General features: G+C 72.7%; 16 protein-coding genes. 6 read left to right on the forward strand and 10 right to left on the reverse strand.

The features are described 5' to 3' along the window. Positions 1-42: 42 nt before the first annotated feature. Positions 43-1,251 (forward strand): Cmx/CmrA family chloramphenicol efflux MFS transporter, encoded by a 1,209-nt coding sequence (locus AB0F38_RS02675; protein ID WP_361885484.1) that lies wholly within the window; start codon positions 43-45, stop codon positions 1,249-1,251. 106 nt (positions 1,252-1,357) lie between these two features. Here AB0F38_RS02675 and AB0F38_RS02680 read toward each other — a convergent pair whose 3' ends face one another. Beyond that, positions 1,358-1,789 (reverse strand): ester cyclase, encoded by a 432-nt coding sequence (locus AB0F38_RS02680; protein WP_361885487.1) that lies wholly within the window; start codon positions 1,787-1,789, stop codon positions 1,358-1,360. A 171-nt stretch (positions 1,790-1,960) separates the two neighbouring features. Further along, positions 1,961-3,493, reverse strand: a complete 1,533-nt coding sequence (locus AB0F38_RS02685) for an MFS transporter (protein WP_361885490.1) — start codon at positions 3,491-3,493, stop codon at positions 1,961-1,963. 181 nt (positions 3,494-3,674) lie between these two features. On the opposite strand from AB0F38_RS02685, the gene AB0F38_RS02690 reads away from it, so the two are divergent. Then, positions 3,675-4,115, forward strand: a complete 441-nt coding sequence (locus tag AB0F38_RS02690) for an ATP-binding protein (RefSeq protein ID WP_361885492.1) — start codon at positions 3,675-3,677, stop codon at positions 4,113-4,115. 174 nt (positions 4,116-4,289) lie between these two features. Here AB0F38_RS02690 and AB0F38_RS02695 read toward each other — a convergent pair whose 3' ends face one another. The 4 genes from AB0F38_RS02695 to AB0F38_RS02710 all read right to left on the reverse strand — a co-directional run bounded on the left by AB0F38_RS02695 (position 4,290) and on the right by AB0F38_RS02710 (position 8,748). Continuing rightward, positions 4,290-4,463, reverse strand: a complete 174-nt coding sequence (locus tag AB0F38_RS02695; RefSeq protein ID WP_361885495.1) for a CsbD family protein — start codon at positions 4,461-4,463, stop codon at positions 4,290-4,292. Between the two features lie 229 nt (positions 4,464-4,692). After that, the gene (locus tag AB0F38_RS02700; protein ID WP_361885498.1) at positions 4,693-6,054 is read right to left on the reverse strand and encodes a carboxyl transferase domain-containing protein; all 1,362 of its coding nucleotides are present in this window, start codon (positions 6,052-6,054) and stop codon (positions 4,693-4,695) included. After that, on the reverse strand, positions 6,047-7,504 hold the full coding sequence (locus AB0F38_RS02705; RefSeq protein WP_361885501.1) for an acyl-CoA synthetase: 1,458 nt from the start codon (positions 7,502-7,504) through the stop codon (positions 6,047-6,049). Before AB0F38_RS02705 ends, AB0F38_RS02700 begins: the two co-directional genes overlap by 8 nt. A gap of 104 nt (positions 7,505-7,608) precedes the next feature. Then, positions 7,609-8,748, reverse strand: a complete 1,140-nt coding sequence (locus tag AB0F38_RS02710) for an MFS transporter (RefSeq protein ID WP_361886727.1) — start codon at positions 8,746-8,748, stop codon at positions 7,609-7,611. Between the two features lie 228 nt (positions 8,749-8,976). Between AB0F38_RS02710 and AB0F38_RS02715 the strand changes: the two genes are divergently transcribed. Further along, complete coding sequence (locus AB0F38_RS02715; RefSeq protein WP_361885503.1) at positions 8,977-9,408, forward strand: Lrp/AsnC family transcriptional regulator; 432 nt, start codon at positions 8,977-8,979, stop codon at positions 9,406-9,408. Here the strand turns inward: AB0F38_RS02715 and AB0F38_RS02720 are convergent. From AB0F38_RS02720 to AB0F38_RS02730, 3 genes are all read right to left on the reverse strand, one after another. Next, positions 9,386-10,891 (reverse strand): GAF domain-containing protein, encoded by a 1,506-nt coding sequence (locus AB0F38_RS02720; RefSeq protein ID WP_361885506.1) that lies wholly within the window; start codon positions 10,889-10,891, stop codon positions 9,386-9,388. The two genes, AB0F38_RS02715 and AB0F38_RS02720, sit on opposite strands and share 23 nt — an antisense overlap. Positions 10,892-10,909: 18 nt before the next feature. Then, a complete protein-coding gene (locus tag AB0F38_RS02725; RefSeq protein WP_361885509.1) occupies positions 10,910-11,947 on the reverse strand; it encodes a rod shape-determining protein in 1,038 nt (345 codons plus the stop codon). Between the two features lie 131 nt (positions 11,948-12,078). Next, complete coding sequence (locus AB0F38_RS02730) at positions 12,079-12,651, reverse strand: hypothetical protein (RefSeq protein ID WP_361885512.1); 573 nt, start codon at positions 12,649-12,651, stop codon at positions 12,079-12,081. Between the two features lie 123 nt (positions 12,652-12,774). Here AB0F38_RS02730 and AB0F38_RS02735 point away from each other — a divergent pair, with 123 nt between their 5' ends. Next, positions 12,775-13,485, forward strand: coding sequence for a hypothetical protein (locus AB0F38_RS02735; RefSeq protein ID WP_361885515.1), 711 nt, complete (start codon positions 12,775-12,777; stop codon positions 13,483-13,485). 55 nt (positions 13,486-13,540) lie between these two features. On the opposite strand, the gene AB0F38_RS02740 is transcribed toward AB0F38_RS02735, so the two are convergent. Then, positions 13,541-13,987: a MarR family transcriptional regulator gene (locus AB0F38_RS02740; RefSeq protein WP_361885518.1), complete on the reverse strand. Its 447-nt coding sequence runs from the start codon at positions 13,985-13,987 to the stop codon at positions 13,541-13,543. A gap of 116 nt (positions 13,988-14,103) precedes the next feature. Here AB0F38_RS02740 and AB0F38_RS02745 point away from each other — a divergent pair, with 116 nt between their 5' ends. Continuing rightward, entirely contained in the window at positions 14,104-15,132 is a 1,029-nt protein-coding gene (locus AB0F38_RS02745; protein WP_361885521.1) for an NADP-dependent oxidoreductase, read from the forward strand. Positions 15,133-15,424: 292 nt separating this feature from the next. After that, positions 15,425-16,942, forward strand: a complete 1,518-nt coding sequence (locus AB0F38_RS02750; RefSeq protein ID WP_361885524.1) for an alpha-N-arabinofuranosidase — start codon at positions 15,425-15,427, stop codon at positions 16,940-16,942. Positions 16,943-16,981 lie beyond the last annotated feature (39 nt).

The following is a 16,981-nucleotide window of genomic DNA, read 5'->3' on the forward strand; positions in this document are numbered from 1 at the left end:
GTCGCGCCTCCCCTTTTTCTGCGATGTAGTCGGAGTTTCTTCATGCCATTCGCCGTCTACGTTCTCGGGCTGGCCGTATTCGCCCAGGGAACGTCGGAATTCATGCTGTCCGGGCTGGTGGAGGACATGGCCGCCGACCTCGGCGTCTCCCTCCCGGCCATCGGCTCGCTCACCTCGGCCTTCGCCGTCGGCATGATCGTCGGTGCACCGCCGGTCGCGATGCTGAGCCTGCGATGGCCGCGCCGCCGGGCGCTGCTCGCCTTCCTCATCACCTTCCTCCTCGCCCACGTCGTGGGCGCCCTCACCCACAGCTTCGAGGTCCTCTTCGTCACGCGGGTGATCGCCGCACTGGCCAACGCGGGCTTCCTCGCCGTCGGCCTCGCGACCGCGGCGAGCATGGCCGGATCCCGGGCCAAGGGCCGGGCGACCTCGGTGCTCCTGAGCGGCGTCACCCTCGCCTGCGTCGCGGGAGTTCCCCTCGGCGCCGTACTGAGCGAGGTCTGGGGCTGGCGCTCGGCGTTCTGGGGCGTCGCGATCATCTCCGCCCCTGCGGTCCTCGCGGTGATGCGGTCCGTGCCGACGACGCCCGTCGACCCTGTGGCACCCAGCGTCCGCCACGAACTGCGGGCGCTCCGCACGCCTCGGCTGATCATGACGCTCGTGCTCGGGGCGCTGGTCAACGGAGCGACGTTCTGCTCGTTCACCTACCTCACGCCCGTCATCACCGACGTGACGGATCTGAGCTCCGGGTGGGTGCCCGCCGCGCTTGCGCTGTTCGGCATCGGGTCCTTCGTCGGGGTCAACGTGGGTGGCCGGCTGGCGGACAGCCGTCCCGGCCAGATGCTGGCGGTCGGGGGCACGGCGCTGCTGGCGGGCTGGCTGATCTTCGCCCTCACGGCCGCGAACCCGGTCGTGGCGCTGATCCTCGTCCTCGTCCAGGGGGCGCTCTCGTTCGGCGTGGGCTCCACGCTGATCGCGCAGGCCCTCTACACGGCCTCGGACGCCCCCACGCTGGCCGGTGGGTTCGCCACCGCCGCGCTGAACGTCGGCGCCGCCGCCGGACCCGCCCTGGGCGGTCTCGCCCTGGGCGCCGGCCTCGGCCACCGCTCCCCGCTGGTGCTGAGCGCCGTGCTCGTCGCCACCGCCCTGGTCGTGGCGGGTGTGGCCCGGGCCATCGGAATCACCGGTGACAAGGGTGACTCCGGCGCCACGGAGAGACGTCCGGCCGAGCGTCCGGTGGAGGCCTCCTGACCGCCGTTCGCCGTGTCCGGTGGCCCGTCCGGGCGGGCCACCGGGCCACCGGCCGTATGCGCGGAGGTTCGTACCCCTTCCGGATTCCCTCGGGTGATCCGCCCGGTCAGCCCTGCAGCTGCTCGGTCAGACCCAGCTGGCTCATGATCGCGCCGGTGTCCAGATAGGCGCGACCCTCCTTGATCTTGCCGTCCTTCACCTTGTAGACGTCGCACGCGTGCACCGTGACGTGACGCCCCGAGGCGGGCACGGTGCCCGCGTGCAGGACCAGGTCCCCGGTCTGGGTCCCGCTGCCCGTGTACTCGACGACCACGGTGTCCCCCTGGGACGTGAGGTGATCGAGGGCGAAGCGGCCGTCGGGCATCGCGTCGAACATGGCTTTCGCGAGCTGGGTGAAGCCCTCCGGACCCTCCAGCGTCCTTCCGCTGCCTTCCTCGACGAGGGTGCAGTCCGGAGCGACGGACCCTGCGATGGCGTCGTAGTCCCGGGCGTTCCACGCCTTGAAGAGGTCGCGGACGAAAGTCTCGTTGTCAGCCATGGGAACCTCCGATCGGGTACATCTGCCTCCTCCCATGCTGGCCCGCCGTGTCCTACTGTGCATCCCCTGCCGGACGGCCGGTCCTCCTGCCGGGGACGCTCGCGGCCGGGGCCAGGACCCACAGCCGGCAGACGTGCGTCACGCCCGGCCGGACCGCGTACTCGTGAGCTCCTACGGTGTGCTCCCGGTCCTGCGGGGCATGAGCCGGTACGCCGCCACAGCCAGGGCGAGCGGCAGGATGCTCACGACCAGCATGGTGAGCCGCAGGCCGTCGGTGAAGTCCAGCCCGAGGTCCAGCCCGGACTGCCGCAGCAGGTTGGGGTCGTATCCGGCGGTGCCCGGACTCTGCGCCATCGCGCTTCGTGTGGCGTCCACGGCCTGATCGGCCTCGGCCACCGACAGCCCACGCTGCTCGGCGTCGTTGAGCCACTGCCGTTGGAAGAAGAGATTGAGAAGCAGGAGGTAGACGGCGGGGCCGAGCGCGTAACCGGTCATTCCGAAGGCCGGCTGCACGGAGGCCACGGCGCCGGACTTCCCGGGTGGTGCGTGCGAGAGGATGGTCTCCGCCACCGCGGCGGAGGCCACCAGCGACCCGAGGTTGGTGAGCCAGGTGGCGAGTACGAGGATCCACAGCGCCATGGTGGGCGCGGCGGTGGCCCCCATCAGCAGACCGCTCGCGGCCAGCACCAGCAGCCCGGTGATGAGGACCGGCCGGGGGGTGTACTTCCCGATCAGGCGCCCGGCGAGGACGACGGCGCCCGCGACCAACAACGTGCCGGGCAGGTACAGCAGACCGATCGTGCGCGGGGGCAGCGACAGGATCACACTGCCGAACTGCCCCAGGGCGAAACTGAACCCGGCGGCCAGGAAGTTCAGCGTCAGGCTGGCGAGCGCGGCCACGGCGAACGGGCCGCTGCGGAACAGCGACAGGTCGAGGACCGGGTCCGGCGTCCGACGCTCACGGAGCACGAACAGCACGCCGGCGGCCCCACTGATCACCAACGGAAGCCAGGCCTGGAGCTGGGTGATCCCGTTCTCCGCCTCGGAGACGCCGTGGACGAGGGTCAGCAGGGCGACGCCGACCAGGCTGATGCCGACGACATCGACTTCACGGCGCTGCGTGAGGGGAGGCTCGGCGACGTACCGGGCCGTCAGTCCGAGCGCGACCAGCGACAGCAAGGGAGCGAGCAGGAACAGCCACCGCCAGCCGACCGCCTCCACCACCCAGCCACCGACCGCGGGGGTCACCCCGCACAGCACCATTTCGATGGCCATGAAGACGCCGATGGCCGTCGGCCGCTTCTCCGGTGGCACCGACACCTTGAGCAGCGCCAGCGACACACCCAGCAACGCGGCCAGCGCGAGGCCGTCGAGGAGGCGCATCACCAGCAGGAACACGTAGCCGGGTGAGAGCGCCGACAACAGGTTGACGACGATGACGCCGACCAGCCCCAGCATCAGCAGCCGTTTGAGTCCGAAGGCGTCCCCGAGACTGCCTACGGCGAGCACGGCGGCGGCGACGACCAGCGTCGCCGCTCCTCCCAGGAACCCGACGACATCGGGCGGTACGTGGAGTGCCCGGCTGACCTGCGGCATGTTCAGACTGAGGACCAGCGGGTCGATGGCCGTGATCGTGAAAGCGACGGAGAGTCCCAGGATGACCGGGAGTATCGCGACGGTGGATCGCGGCCCCGCAGTCGACACAGCAGCACCTCCCGTACGTCGGCCGGCGCCGGCCGATCGACCGTAACCCGGCCACCGCATCCGGCTCGTTCCCACAGGCGGCGCGCGCGGGCCGACACCCGTTCGGAGCACCCTGACCACTCCCAGGGGTGGGCCTCGAAGGCGGGGGTAGGGGAACAGGGAGAGCGAGCGAGGAGGGCCGATGACGAGGAACACCTCACTGTGCGCCGTGGGATGGGCTCAGTCGTTCCCCGCTTCACAGGGGGTACGGGCCGGCCGGCGCTGGACGCGGGAGCACCTGGCGTCCCTGGCGTGGACGAAGGACGCGCCGGAAACCGTGGACGCGATACTGCTCAGTGTCTCCGAACTGATCACCAACGCTCACGTGCACGCGCACAGTGACGCCCAGCTGGTCCTCACCTGGGACAGCCACTGCCTGCATGTGAGCGTCCACGACTCCGATCCTCTGCCTCCGGCCCGGCAGCCCGAAGACCTCACGACGACCGGAGGGCGCGGGCTGGCCATCGTCGACGCGCTCGCCGACGCCTGGACGACGCATCCACAGCAGTCGGGGAAGACCGTCTCCGCCTGCTTCGTGCCCCCCGGCGCCCCGAAGCCGCGGCACGGCGATGCCGTCGACTGACCCCCCCCCCGGGGTACGTCACCCGCGCAGTGGCGGGAGGGGCGGATCCCTCCGGCCCGGCGCCCGCCCCGCAGCCCGGCTACGGCCGCGCCCCCGGCACGGCGGCATGCGGGTGGCCCGGCAACCGCCGGGCCACCCGCATGCCGGAGGGAACGCGTCGCGCTCCCGGAGGGGTCAGTGCTTGAAGGCGTCCTTCGCCTTCTCCTTGGCCTCACGGGCGTCGCCTTTGGTCTGGTCGGCCCGGCCTTCGGCGGTGAGGCGCTCGTTGCCGACCGCACGGCCGGCGGCCTCCTTGACCTTGCCCTTGGCCTGCTCGGTCTTGGCCTGGGTCTTCTCATCGGCAGCCATGTCATTCACACCTTGCTGTGCTCGGCGTCAGGAACACCTGTCGTATGACCGGGACCAGCACGTGCAAACACCGCGCCTGGCTGCGGGGTGTACGCGTCGGAGCCGTCGTCGCCGGTGTACCGCCGGTGTGCCCGCCCGGGCCGCGGCGGCGCGGGCCGCGCCACGGTACGACGCCCGGAGCCCGCGGCCGTAGCGGTGCACGACACCCCGAGCCCACGCCGCGGCGGCCTCAGGTCAGCGGGGCCGGGCCCACGACCGAGCGGGCCACCCCCAGGTCCACCAGGTCCTGAGGGCGGATGCGGAGCTGGTCCGCGGTGGCGCGCACCTCCGCGGGGCCGCGCTTCAGGATGGCGGCCGCCAGCTCCGGTGCGATCACCGAGAAATAGCTGTCCGCGGTGACATGGGTGCGGTCCGGGGAGGCGAGGGCCAGCGCGCCCCCCGAGCCGCCCTCGCCGATGACCAGGGTCGTCACCGGCACCCGGGCGGCCGCGATCGCCGCGAAGGTGTCGGCGATCGCCGCACCCGCGCCCGCCCGTTCCGCCTCCGCGTCGTTGGCCGCGCCGGGGGTGTCGATCAGGGTCAGCACCGGAAGGCCGAGCCGGTCCGCGAGACGGATCACCCGGGCCGCCGTCCGGTAGCCGGCCGGGCGGGTCGCGGTGCCGCACTGGGCCACGTACACCACGGGCCGTCCGTCGTGCAGTCCCGCCCCGCAGAGCAGCCCCGGATCGCTGCCGCCGCACCGGTCGCCGTTCAGGGGCAGCCGGAAGTCGAAGTATGCGTCCAGGTACGCCCCGGCCCGGGGCCGCACCGCCGCACGGGCCTGCCGTACCGCGTCCCAGCCGGTCGCCGGGAGCGCCGTGCCCGACAGCGCGGCCGGGACCGGTGCCGGTGCCGGCGCCGGTCCGGCGACCGTGAGCACGGACAGCCAGCGGCCCAGCGTCCCGGACAGCTCCCCGGCCGGCACGACCGCGTCGACCTGGCCCGCCGCCAGCTGTCCCTCGGCCGAGTAGGCGTACGGGTCCGCGTCGGCGGGCCGTACCCGGGACCCGGCGAACCCGATCTGGGCCCCCGGCAGCGCCAGCACCACATCGGCACCCGCCCCCACGGTCGCCCAGCCGCCACCGGTCGTCGGATCCCGCAGCACCGCGATCTGCGCCAGCCCCGCCGCGCGCAGCCGTGCCGAGGCGCGGGCCACCCGCTGGAGCTGTATCAGCGCGATCATGCCCTCCTGCATCCGGCTGCCCCCGGTCGCGACGAGCGAGACGAGCGGCAGGCGCCGTTCACCGGCGAGCGCGTATGCCGCCTCCAGCCGGTCCCCCGTGCGCCCGCCCAGCGAGCCGCCCAGGAAGCCGAATTCGAAGGAGACCAGGACACAGGACAGGCCCTCGACGGTGGCGACCCCGTAGAGGACGGACTCCTCCTCGCCGGTCCGGGCCGCGGCGCGGGCCCGGGAGTCGTCGTAACCGCTCCAGCCGAGCGGGCCGTCCGCCCGCGCAGGGTGCTCGGGCGGACGGTGCTCGGTGAAGCTCCCGGTGAGAGCGGCGATCGCCTCCCTCGCCGATACGCGGCCTTCGCCGTGCGCGCTAGGCACCGAGCGACCTCTTCATGATCTTTCCCAGCTCGTTGCGGGGCAGGACGTCGAGGTGGTGGACGACGCGCGGCCGCTTGTGCGGGGCCAGCAGGTCCGCCACATGGTCCGCCAGCTCCCGCTCACCCGGCGGCGACCCCGGGTCGGCCGGCACCACCCACGCGACGATCCGTTCGCCGAGATCGGCGTCCGGCTCCCCGGTGACGGCGGCCTCGCGCACCCCGGGGTGGTCCAGCAGCGCGTTCTCGATCTCGCCCGCGCCGATCTTGTAACCGCCGCTCTTGATCAGATCGGTGGCCTTCCGCCCGACGATCCGTACGTAGCCGTCGGGGTCGATCGTGGCCATGTCGCCCGTACGGAACCAGCCGTCCCCGGTGAAGGCGGCAGCCGTCGCGTCGGGGCGGTTCAGATAGCCGGTGAAGAGGTTCGGGCCGCGTACCTGGATCTCGCCGATGGACGTGGGGTCGTCGAGCACGGTGCCGTCCTCCTCGACGAGCCGCAGCTCCACGCCGGACAGCGGCGGGCCGACCGTCCCCGCGCGCGCGGCGCCGTCGGCCCGTACAGCCGTGTTCATCAGCGTCTCCGTCATCCCGTACCGCTCGATGACCCGGCGGCCGGTGGCCGCCGCGATCCGCTCGTGGTCGTGGACCGGCAGCGCCGCCGAGCCGGAGACCAGCAGCCGGGCGCCCGCCAGGGCCTTGGTGAGGCTCCCGGAGACGGCCGGATCGGACAGCGCCCCCGCCAGCCGGTGGTACATCGTGGGGACGCCGAACAGCATCGTGCCCCCGGCGAGCAGCTCCCGGGCCACTCCCTCGGCGGTGAACCGGCCGAGGTGGCGCACCGAACCGCCCCGCCGCAGGGGGCCGATGACGCCCAGGATCAGTCCGTGCACATGGAACAGCGGCAGGGCGTGCACGAGGACGTCGTCGCCGGTCCACTGCCACGCGTCCTCCAGCGCGTCCAGCGAGGCGGCGACCGCCCGACGGGGGAGCACCGCGCCCTTCGGCGGACCCGTCGTGCCGGAGGTGTACACGATCAGGGCGGGGGACTCCGGGGACGGCTCGGGCAGCGGCGCGTGGGGGGACACCACCGCGATGTCGACGTCGATCCGCTCCAGCCCGCCCAGTGCGGCGGGCAGCTCGTCGCCGGACCCGGCCAGCACCACCGAGGGCGTGCTGTCGGCGAGGATGTGCGCCAGCTCCTGCCCGCCCGTCCTCGGGTTGAGCGGCACGGCGGGCACCCCCGCCCGCAGGGCCGCCACCACCGCGACCACCGTCTCCGGGGTGGAGGTGGCCCAGACGGCGACCCGCCCCGCGCCCGCGATCCGGCCCGCGAGCGAGGCGGAGGCGCCGGCCAGCTGTGCGTAGGTCAGGGCGTGTCCGCCGAACCGGACGGCCTCCCGGGAAGCGGCTGAGCCGGACGTCTCGCAGAGCGCAGGCAGAAGAGAGATCACGCTCCGAGCCTAGGGCCAACCGGCTCCGGCGCCGGAGGAATCCGGCTGGAGATGTGCGCCACTCCGGAGCCGGGCACCGGCGAGGCGCTCGTACGCCTGCCCGCTCAGTCCACCGGCCGCAGGGTCCGCATCCGCCCGTACGCGTACACACACCCGGCCAGCGCCACGTCGGACAGCAGCATGAAGCCGATCGAGTACGACTCCTTCGCGCTGTAGATCGCGCCCATCACCAGCGGCGGTACGAAACCGCCGAGACCGCCCATCGCACCGACGATGCCCGTCACGCTGCCCACCCTGGCCTGCGGTGTCACCTGCGAGACCAGGGCGAAGACGCTGCCGCTCGCGGTGCCGAGCCCGGCCGCCATGCAGAGCAGCGCGATCGTGCCGACCGGATCCAGACCGGGGTCGAAGGCCTGGACGATCGCCATGAGCGCCGCGGCCAGCAGCGCCGCCGCCGCGACCACGGCCGGATGGATCCGGTCCGAGAGCCAGCCGCCGACCGGCCGGAAGATCACCGTGACCAGCGCGAACCCGGCCGCCTTGGTGCCCGCCTCGGTCGGTGACATGTCGTACCAGGTCTTCAGGTACGTCGGCAGGTAGACCCCGAAGGCGACGATGCCGCCGAAGCCGATCGCGTACAGCGCGGACAGCTCCCAGGTGACCCGCAGTCGCCCCGCCTGCCCCAGCCGGTGGGCGAGCGAGTCTGCCGGAATCTTCCGGCCCGGGCGGTCCCTGATCAGGACGGCGGCCAGCAGCGAGTACACCACGAGCGCCCCGGCGACGATCAGGAACGGGAGATCGTCCCCGTGCTCCGCGATACGGGGCGTGAAGTAGCCGGACAGCGCGACGCCGCCCATGCCCATCCCGAACACACCGAGGGCGAGCCCCCGCTTCGCTGGCGGGAACCACGAGTTGACGAGCGGGATGCCGATCGCGAACGTCGTACCGCCCATACCGAGCAGGAAGCCGACGGCGAGCATCGCCCCGTAGGAGTCCTTCGCCCAGATCAGCAGCAGCACGGGGACGATCGTCAGCGCAGACACCATGGGGAACATCAGCCGCGCACCGAACTTGTCGGTCAGCGCGCCCACCGGGATACGGCCCAGCGAACCGACGAGCACGGGCACCGCGACGAGGAACGACTGCTGGATCGAGTCGAGCCCGAGCCGCTCCTTGTAGTCCCCGGACATCGGCGCGATCAGGTTCCATGCCCAGAAGGTGAGGGTGAAGCCGACCGTGGCCATGATCAGGTTCCGGTAGGCGGCGGGCAGTTCCCGGTCCGGGGCTGAGGCCTGCTCGACGGCTGTGTCCACGGGCCAAGTCAACGGTCGCGGCCCCGCCGGGGCCCGCCGGACTGAGCCATCCGGGGAAGCCCTCTCCGGCAGACGCGCCTAGGGCCGGGGCCACGCCCGGGGCCCGGACGGGCACCGCTCACCCGCCGCTTCCGGGCCCGGGCTGCCACAATCGCAGGTATGGACCGTCTGGACAGAGAGATCCTCGGCATTCTCCAGGAGGACGCCCGGATCTCGTACCGCGACCTGGGCGTACGCGTGGGGCTCAGCGCCAACGCGGCGGGCGACCGCGTACGCCGCATGCGCCGCGACGGGGTGATCCGCGGTTTCACGGTCATCGTCGACCCGGCCGCCGACACCCGGTCGGGGCTCGTCGTCTTCATCGACGTGTCCCTGCGCCTGGACACGTCGAACGAGGAGTTCGAGCGCGCCGTGCTCACCCTGCCGGGCATCACCGAGGTGGTGCACGTGACGGGCGGCCACGACTATCTCGTACGGGCCACGGCCGCCGACCCCGGTTCCCTGGACGCCCTGCTGCGCCGACTGAAGCGGGACGCCGGCGTCGCCCACTCCAACACGCGCATCGCGCTCAGAGCGGCGCCTGCCAGATGACGGTCGGCGACCGGGCGCCGCTCCCGGTGCGCCCGTCGTCCGCGACCACCAGACGCACCGCCGCGCGCCCGTCGGGCAGCCGTGCCGTCGCGTCCACCTCCACCTCGATGGCCGACACCCCCGTCCGGCGGTGCGCCGCGGCGAGCGCCCCGCGCAGCACACCGAGCAGCTGCCCCTCCACCGGCTCCGGCACCAGGGCGTCCACCGCCCCCGTGAAGTGCACCGACGGCTGGAAACCCAGCACCGCGGCCGCACCGCCCGTCTCGCGCAGCACCTTGCCGCGGAAGGTGGTGGGGGCGTCGGCCGGCGGCTGCTGCAGCGCGAAGATCGCGGTCCGCACCTCCTGGATCGTGGAGTCCAGCTCGTCGACCGCCGTCGCCAGCAGCCCGGCGGTCTCGCTGTCGTCCGTCAGGGCCTTGCGGCGGGTCGACTCCAGCATCATCTCCGTCGCGAAGAGCCGCTGCACGACGAGGTCGTGCAGATCGCGGGCGATCCGGTCGCGGTCCTCGTAGACGGCGAGCTGCTCCCGGTAGTGCTGGGCGTCCGCCATCACCAGGGCCAGCGCGGCCTGGGAGGCGAACTGCGAGGCCAGCAGCCGGTCCACCGCCGTGTACGGCGGGCCGCCGCGACGCCGGGGCAGGGCGAGGGTGCCGATGAGCCGCCCGCCGCTCTGCAGCGGCAGCATCATGCTGGGGCCGAACCGGGACCGTACGTGCGTCGTCATCCGCGGATCGGTCGCCGAGTCCTCGATGAACACCTCCTCGCCGCCCAGCAGCTGGACGAGGACGGGGGAGCCCGGCTCGATGACGGTGCCGACGAGGCCGGCCGGGTCGTCGCGGGTGGAGGCGGCGACGATCTCCATCCCGCCGTCCCCGGTCGGCTGGAGGATCACCCCGGCCGACGCGCCGGCGAGCACCCTGGCCCGCTCGGCGACGGTCATCAGGGCGTCCGTCGTGCCGGTGCCGGCCAGCAGCACCCTGGTGACGGCGGCGGCTCCCTCGATCCACTGCTCCCGCTGCCGTGCCACCTCGTACAGATGGGCGCCGCCGATCGCCGCACCGGCCTGGGAGGCGAGCAGCCGCAGCAGCGCCGTGTCCGTGTCGGTGAAGTGCCCCGAGCTCTTCCCGGTGACGCAGAGAGTGCCGAGCACCTCGGTGTGCACCCGGATGGGGGAGCCGAGGAAGGAGTGCATCGGTGGGTGCCCCGGAGGCACGCCGCAGGAGCGCGGGTCTGTGGTCAGATCGTCCAGACGCAGCGGTCGCGGGTCGTCGACGAGGGCCCCGAGGACACCCGTGCGGCCGTCCGGGAGACGGCCGATGCGCCGCCGTTCGGCCTCGGTCAGACCGGTGGTGAACAGGTCGACGACGCGGTGGCTGTCCGGGTCGAGGACGGCCAGGGCGCCGTAGCGTGCACCGGTCAGCGCGGTGGCGGTGTCCACGAGGTGCTGGAGGGTGGTCCGCAGTTCGAGACCGGTCTCGGCCACGGGGATCGCCGGAGGATCTCAGCCGGCGAGCGGATCGAGGACCAGCGGCTGGACCTTGCCGTCCAGCATGGCGCCGAGCCCGAGCACGGAGCACACATCGGGGCGCTCGGCGATGTGCACCGGCACGCGCGTCGCCTCGCGCAGCATCTGGTCGAGCCCGGGCAGCAGGGCGCTGCCCCCGACCATCATGATCCCGGAGTCCGCGATGTCGGCCACCAGATCGGGCGGGCAGTCGCGCAGCACCTTGCCCAGGCCGTCGAGCACGGCGGTGAGCGGGGTGTGGATCGCCTGCCGTACGGCGGCGGTGTCGACCTGGACCGAACGGGCCAGGCCGGTGGCCACGTCGCGGCCGTGGATCTCGGTCGTCGCCGGGCCGCCGAGCGTCAGCCCGTTGCCCCGGAGCGCCAGTTGCAGGGGGCGCACGGACTGGCTGGGCAGCATCAGTTCGTGGTGCTGGCGCAGATGCTGGATGACCGCCTGGTCGATGGCCTCGCCGCCGATCGGGATGCGGACGGCCGTCACGATCGAGCCGAGCGAGAGCACCGCGATCTGCGTGGTGGCCGCCCCGCACACCATGATCATGGTGGCGGTGGGCTGTTCCACCGGCAGCCCGCAGCCGACGGCCGCGGCGATCAGGGTGTCGACCAGCTCGACCCGGCGCGCACCGAGTCCCACGAGAGTCTCGACCGTCGCCCGCTGTGCCAGCGGATCGGCGTCGTGCGGGGTGCACGCCGCGGCACGCAGCCGGGGCTTGCGGCGCAGCTGGCGGCGGAGCTTCTCGCCCAGCAGGTGGCGCAGCATGCGCTGGGCCATCTCGATGTCGACGACGGTCCCGCCGGAGACCGGGCGGACCACCCGGATGTACCCGGGCGTACGGCCGGTCATCTGCTCGGCGAGGGCACCGACGGCGATGAGCGAGCCGGTACGGGTGTTCACGGCGGCGACACTGGGCTCGTCGACGACGAGCCCCACCCCCTTGATGTACACGCGGGTCCTCGCGGCCCCGAGGTCGACGGCGACATGGCAACGGCGCAACTGCTCAAGACTGACGGTCACGGCAGGTCTCCCGAGAGCGCTGACGGGGGGCACCGGCGGCAGCCGGCTCTCCTGGCATCGTCCCGCCGCGGAGGGGGCGGCGCGCGCTGGGTGAGCCGTAGGGGGGAACCGGGCTGACGGGCCGCCAGATGTCAGGAGCCGCCGGGAAGCAGCCTCTGGAACAGGCCCCAGGTGAACTCGGCGACGTACGGCCGGTGGTCGACGGGGTCGGTGAGGGCGAGTGCCCAACGGGTCGGCGCACTGCCCTCCATCGGGCGGACCGGCGCGAAGGCCCTGGCCACCTCGTCCACGGTGCAGGACCACGGGCGAAGGTCCCCGACGGTGCGCAGCTCGGGGCCGGCCGCTCCCGGGGCGCGGACCAGCCATTCGTTCCACACGGCACCGCCGGGGCCGGCCATCACCTCGAACCGCAGACCGGGCCAGAGCGGCAGCGGCCACAGCAGGGCCTCGTATTCCAGATCGCCGGCCTCGCGGCGTACCGAGCTCTCCGGCTCGCCGAGCACCGAGCGGTAGCGGCGCAGTGCGCCCCGGCCGCGCGGGGCGCGCAGCATGGCCTGCCAGCGGCGGTTCGCCTCCCGCATCTCGGCGAGCGAGGCGCTCAGCTCGTGCCGGGCGTCCTCCACCAGGCCGGGCTGGTGGTCGGACATCCGGCGCAGCAGGACGAGCTGGAACTGGAGCGGCCCGAACGGGGCGGGAGCGGTCATGGCGCCCATCCTGCCGCGTCTCACGCGTATCGGACGGCGCACGCCGGAATCCGGTATTCCACACAGGATCCTCACCTGTGCGGCTTCCTCCGTCCTTCCTCGCCCGTCTAGTCTGCGGGCGACATGGACTACTGCCACCCGTGCCGACGGCACCTCAACGGCGCCCTGGCCTGCGCCGGTTGCGGAACCCCCGCCGAGGCGCTGGTCCCCTACGCCGGCCCGGCGTACTCCGGTCACGAGCCGGAGCGGCCGGGTGAAACCCTCGAGCCCGTCGGGGCCGGCGGGCACCGCCGTCGTGCCCGGGACGCCGCCGCCCGGGGGCGTGGCCGTCGGGCGCACCGGCGCCGCGGGCGCGGGGTGCTGCTGGCCGCGCTCGGGGTGCTGCTGGCCGTCGGGGCGCTGAGCCTGGCCGAGCTGGCCATCGAGCCCGGCGGTGACGACGGCGCCGCGCAGTACGTGAGCGAGTCCTCGGCCTCCGCCGCCGAAGCCGTCCCGGACCCCTCGGCGAGCAGCGTGCCCGACGACGCCCCGGGGCCGGTGGACGCGCCCACCACGGTCCCGGTGCCCGGTTCCCGCTCCCCGGAAGGGGATCCGTCCGGCTCCGCGGAGCCGGACGGGCCCGGGCCCTCCGCGTCGGACCCGGCTTCCGCGGACGCCCCGCCGCCCTCGTCCTCACCCTCCACGCCCCCGGACCCGGACGGCTCCGAGCCGCCCGCCGGGTCGTCGAGCCCGGCGCCGACCGTGGACCCGACGCAGCCGGAGCCTCCGGAGGACCCCGGACCCACCCCGTCGCCGAGCGAGACCTGTACCCGGTGGCTCTGGTTCTGCACCTGAGAGGGCACCGCCGGGCGCACCTGGGGCAGCACCCCGGCAGGCGCCCGGGAGGGCTCTAGGAGCCGCTGCCCTCCGCCGCCGTGCCGAGCATCCGGCGGAGCAGGTCGCGCAGCACCGTGCGCTCAGCCGTGGACAGCTCCGCGAGCGGCTCCCGGGCGAAGTCCAGCGCGTCGCGCAGCTGCCGGGCCGTCCGGATGCCCTCCGCGGTCGGGGCGGCCAGCTTCACCCGCCGGTCGGCCGGGTCGGGGCGGCGCTCCACCAGGCCGCGGAGCTCCAGGCGGTCGACTATGCCCGTGATGTTCGACGGTTCGCACTTGAGCTTCCGGGCGACCTTGCGCATGGGCATCGGTTCGAGGGAGAGCAGACCGAGCACCCGTGCCTGGGCGCCGGTCAGTGCGTGCGTGGCCGCGGCCCGGTCGTACTCCTCGTGGTAGCGCGCCACGACGCCGCCGATGAGTTCTATGACGTCGAGGGTCAGCGGATCCGAGCGCGAGGTGGCCATGACACTCAGCTTACCCAATTACTTGACAAGGTGAAATATTCGGGAGCATGGTTGTTTCACATCATGAAGCATTCTTCGCTTCCCGCCCCGTGAGCCATCGAGGAGAACCCGAGCCCATGTCTGCAGCACTTCCCACGTCCAGCCGTGAATGGCACCTCGTCGCCCGCCCGCACGGCTGGCCCGAGGCCTCGGATTTCGCGCTGCGTGAGGCGCCGGTGACCGCTCCCGGCGAGGGCCGCGTCCTCGTCCGCAACCTGTACTTCTCGGTCGACCCCTACATGCGCGGCCGGATGAACGACGTGAAGTCGTACACCCCGCCCTTCAAGCTCGACCACCCCATGGACGGCGGCGCGGTCGGCGAGGTCGTCGCGTCCGGCGCCGAAGGCTTCGCCGTGGGCGACCACGTCCTGCACGGCCTCGGCTGGCGCGAGTACGCCGACGTCCCCGCCAAGCACGCGGTGAAGGTCGACGCCTCGCTCGCCCCGCTCTCCGCGTACCTCGGCGTGCTCGGCATGACCGGTCTGACCGCCTACGCGGGCCTGTTCGAGGTCGCGTCCTTCAAGGAGGGCGACGCCGTCTTCGTGTCCGGCGCGGCCGGTGCGGTCGGCAGCCAGGTCGGTCAGATGGCGAAGATCAAGGGCGCCTCCCGGGTCATCGGTTCGGCCGGCTCCGACGAGAAGGTCAAGCTCCTCGTCGAGGGGTACGGCTTCGACGCCGCCTTCAACTACAAGGAAGGGCCCGTCAGGGACCAGCTCCGCGAGGCCGCCCCGGACGGCATCGACGTCTACTTCGACAACGTCGGCGGCGAGCACCTGGAGGCCGCGATCTCCTCGTTCAACGTGCACGGCCGCGCCACCATCTGCGGAATGATCGCGCAGTACAACGCCACGGAGCCCACCCCGGCCCCGCGCAACCTCGCGATGGTCATCGGCAAGCGGCTGCGCCTCCAGGGCATGCTGGTCGGCGACCACGCGGCCCTGCAGCCGCAGTTCGTCCAGGAGGTGGCCGGATGGCTGGCCTCCGGTGAGCTCAAGTACGCGGAGACGAAGGTCGAAGGGATCGAGAACGGCTTCGACGCGTTCCTCGGCCTGCTGCGCGGCGAGAACACCGGCAAGATGATCGTCTCGCTCGACACCGCGCGCTGAGGCGGGCGCGGGCGGTCGTGGGCGCGAGTCCCGGCGCACGGGGTGCGCCTGCTCCAAGGTGACCCACGGCGACATCCGGGCCGAGCCGTCGGTCGCCTCATCCTGCTCCGCGTACGTCCGAGGGCCGCATCCCGTCACGCCGGGGTGCGGCCCTCGGACGTGACCCGCCGTGAGATCGCGCAAGGGCATTGACCTCCGGCGAGAGGGGAATCTACGGTCCGTTCGAAGTTACGAGCGTCATTCGAAATATCGAACGTCCGTGATCGGTAGGCAGTCGACCCGTGAGGAAGTCATGACCCGCACCGCGCGCTTCACCCTCGACCCCGCCTTCACCGTCGGCGAGGTGAACCCCCGGCTCTTCGGATCCTTCGTCGAACACCTCGGCCGCTGCGTCTACGACGGCATCCACGAACCCGGCCACCCCTCCGCCGACGAGGCGGGACTGCGCACCGACGTCCTGGACCTCGTCCGCGAACTCGGCGTCACCGCCATCCGTTACCCCGGCGGCAACTTCGTCTCCGGCTACCGCTGGGAGGACAGCGTCGGCCCCGCCGACGAGCGCCCCCGCCGTCTCGACCTCGCGTGGCGCTCCACCGAGACGAACCGCTTCGGCCTCTCCGAGTACATCGGCTTCCTCCGGAAGATCGGCCCGCAGGCCGAACCGATGCTCGCCGTCAACCTCGGTACCCGCGGTGTCCAGGAAGCCATCCAGCTCCAGGAGTACGCCAACCACCCCTCCGGCACCGAACTGTCCGACCGCCGCATCGCGCACGGCGACAAGGACCCCTTCGGGATCAGGCTGTGGTGCCTGGGCAACGAGATGGACGGACCCTGGCAGACCGGCCACAAGACCGCCGAGGAGTACGGGCGCCTCGCCGCGGAGACGGCGCGCGCGATGCGCCAGATGGACCCGTCCGTCGAACTCGTCGCCTGCGGCTCCTCCAGCCGCGCCATGCCGACCTTCGCCGCGTGGGAGGCGACGGTCCTCGCCGAGACGTACGACCTCGTCGACCACGTCTCCCTGCACGCCTACTACGAGGAGACCGACGGCGACCGCGACTCCTTCCTCGCCTCGGCCGTGGACATGGAGTCCTTCATCGAGAGCGTCGTCGCCACCTGCGACCACATCGGTGCCCGGCTCAAGTCGACGAAGAAGATCAACCTCTCCTTCGACGAGTGGAACGTCTGGTACATGGCCCGCTTCCAGCAGGACGCGGCGGAGAACCCGCTGGACTGGCCCGAGGCCCCGCGACTGCTGGAGGACAACTACAGCGTCACGGACGCCGTCGTCCTCGGCAGCCTCCTCATCGCGCTGCTGCGCCACGCCGACCGGGTCACCGTCGCCTGCCTCGCCCAGCTGGTCAACGTGATCGCGCCGATCATGACCGAGCCCGGCGGTCCCGCCTGGCGCCAGACGACCTTCTTCCCCTTCGCACAGGCCGCGCGCCACGGGCGTGGCCAGGTACTGGACGTGCGGGTGGACTCGCCCACGTACGGGACGGCGAAGTACGGCGAGGCGGATCTGCTGCACGCCACCGCCGTGCGCGACCCGGAGTCCGGGGCCGTCACCGTCTTCGCGGTCAACCGCAGCCAGGACACGGCGCTGCCGCTCGAAGTCGCCCTGCGCGCAATGGACCTGAGTGCCGTCGCCGAGCACCAGGTGATCGCCGACGCCGACCCCGAGGCGCGCAACACCCTCGCCGAGCCCGAGCGGGTCGCGCCGCACCCGGCCGAGGGGACCGTGCTGGCCGGCGGCACGCTGACGGCCGCCCTGGAGCCGTTGTCCTGGAACATGATCCGGCTGGTCTGAGCACACCGGGCGGCTCCCCCTCCGCACGGAAGAGGGAGC

This window comes from Streptomyces sp. NPDC025273 (assembly GCF_040638585.1).
Lineage (GTDB): Bacteria > Actinomycetota > Actinomycetes > Streptomycetales > Streptomycetaceae > Streptomyces > Streptomyces cinereorectus.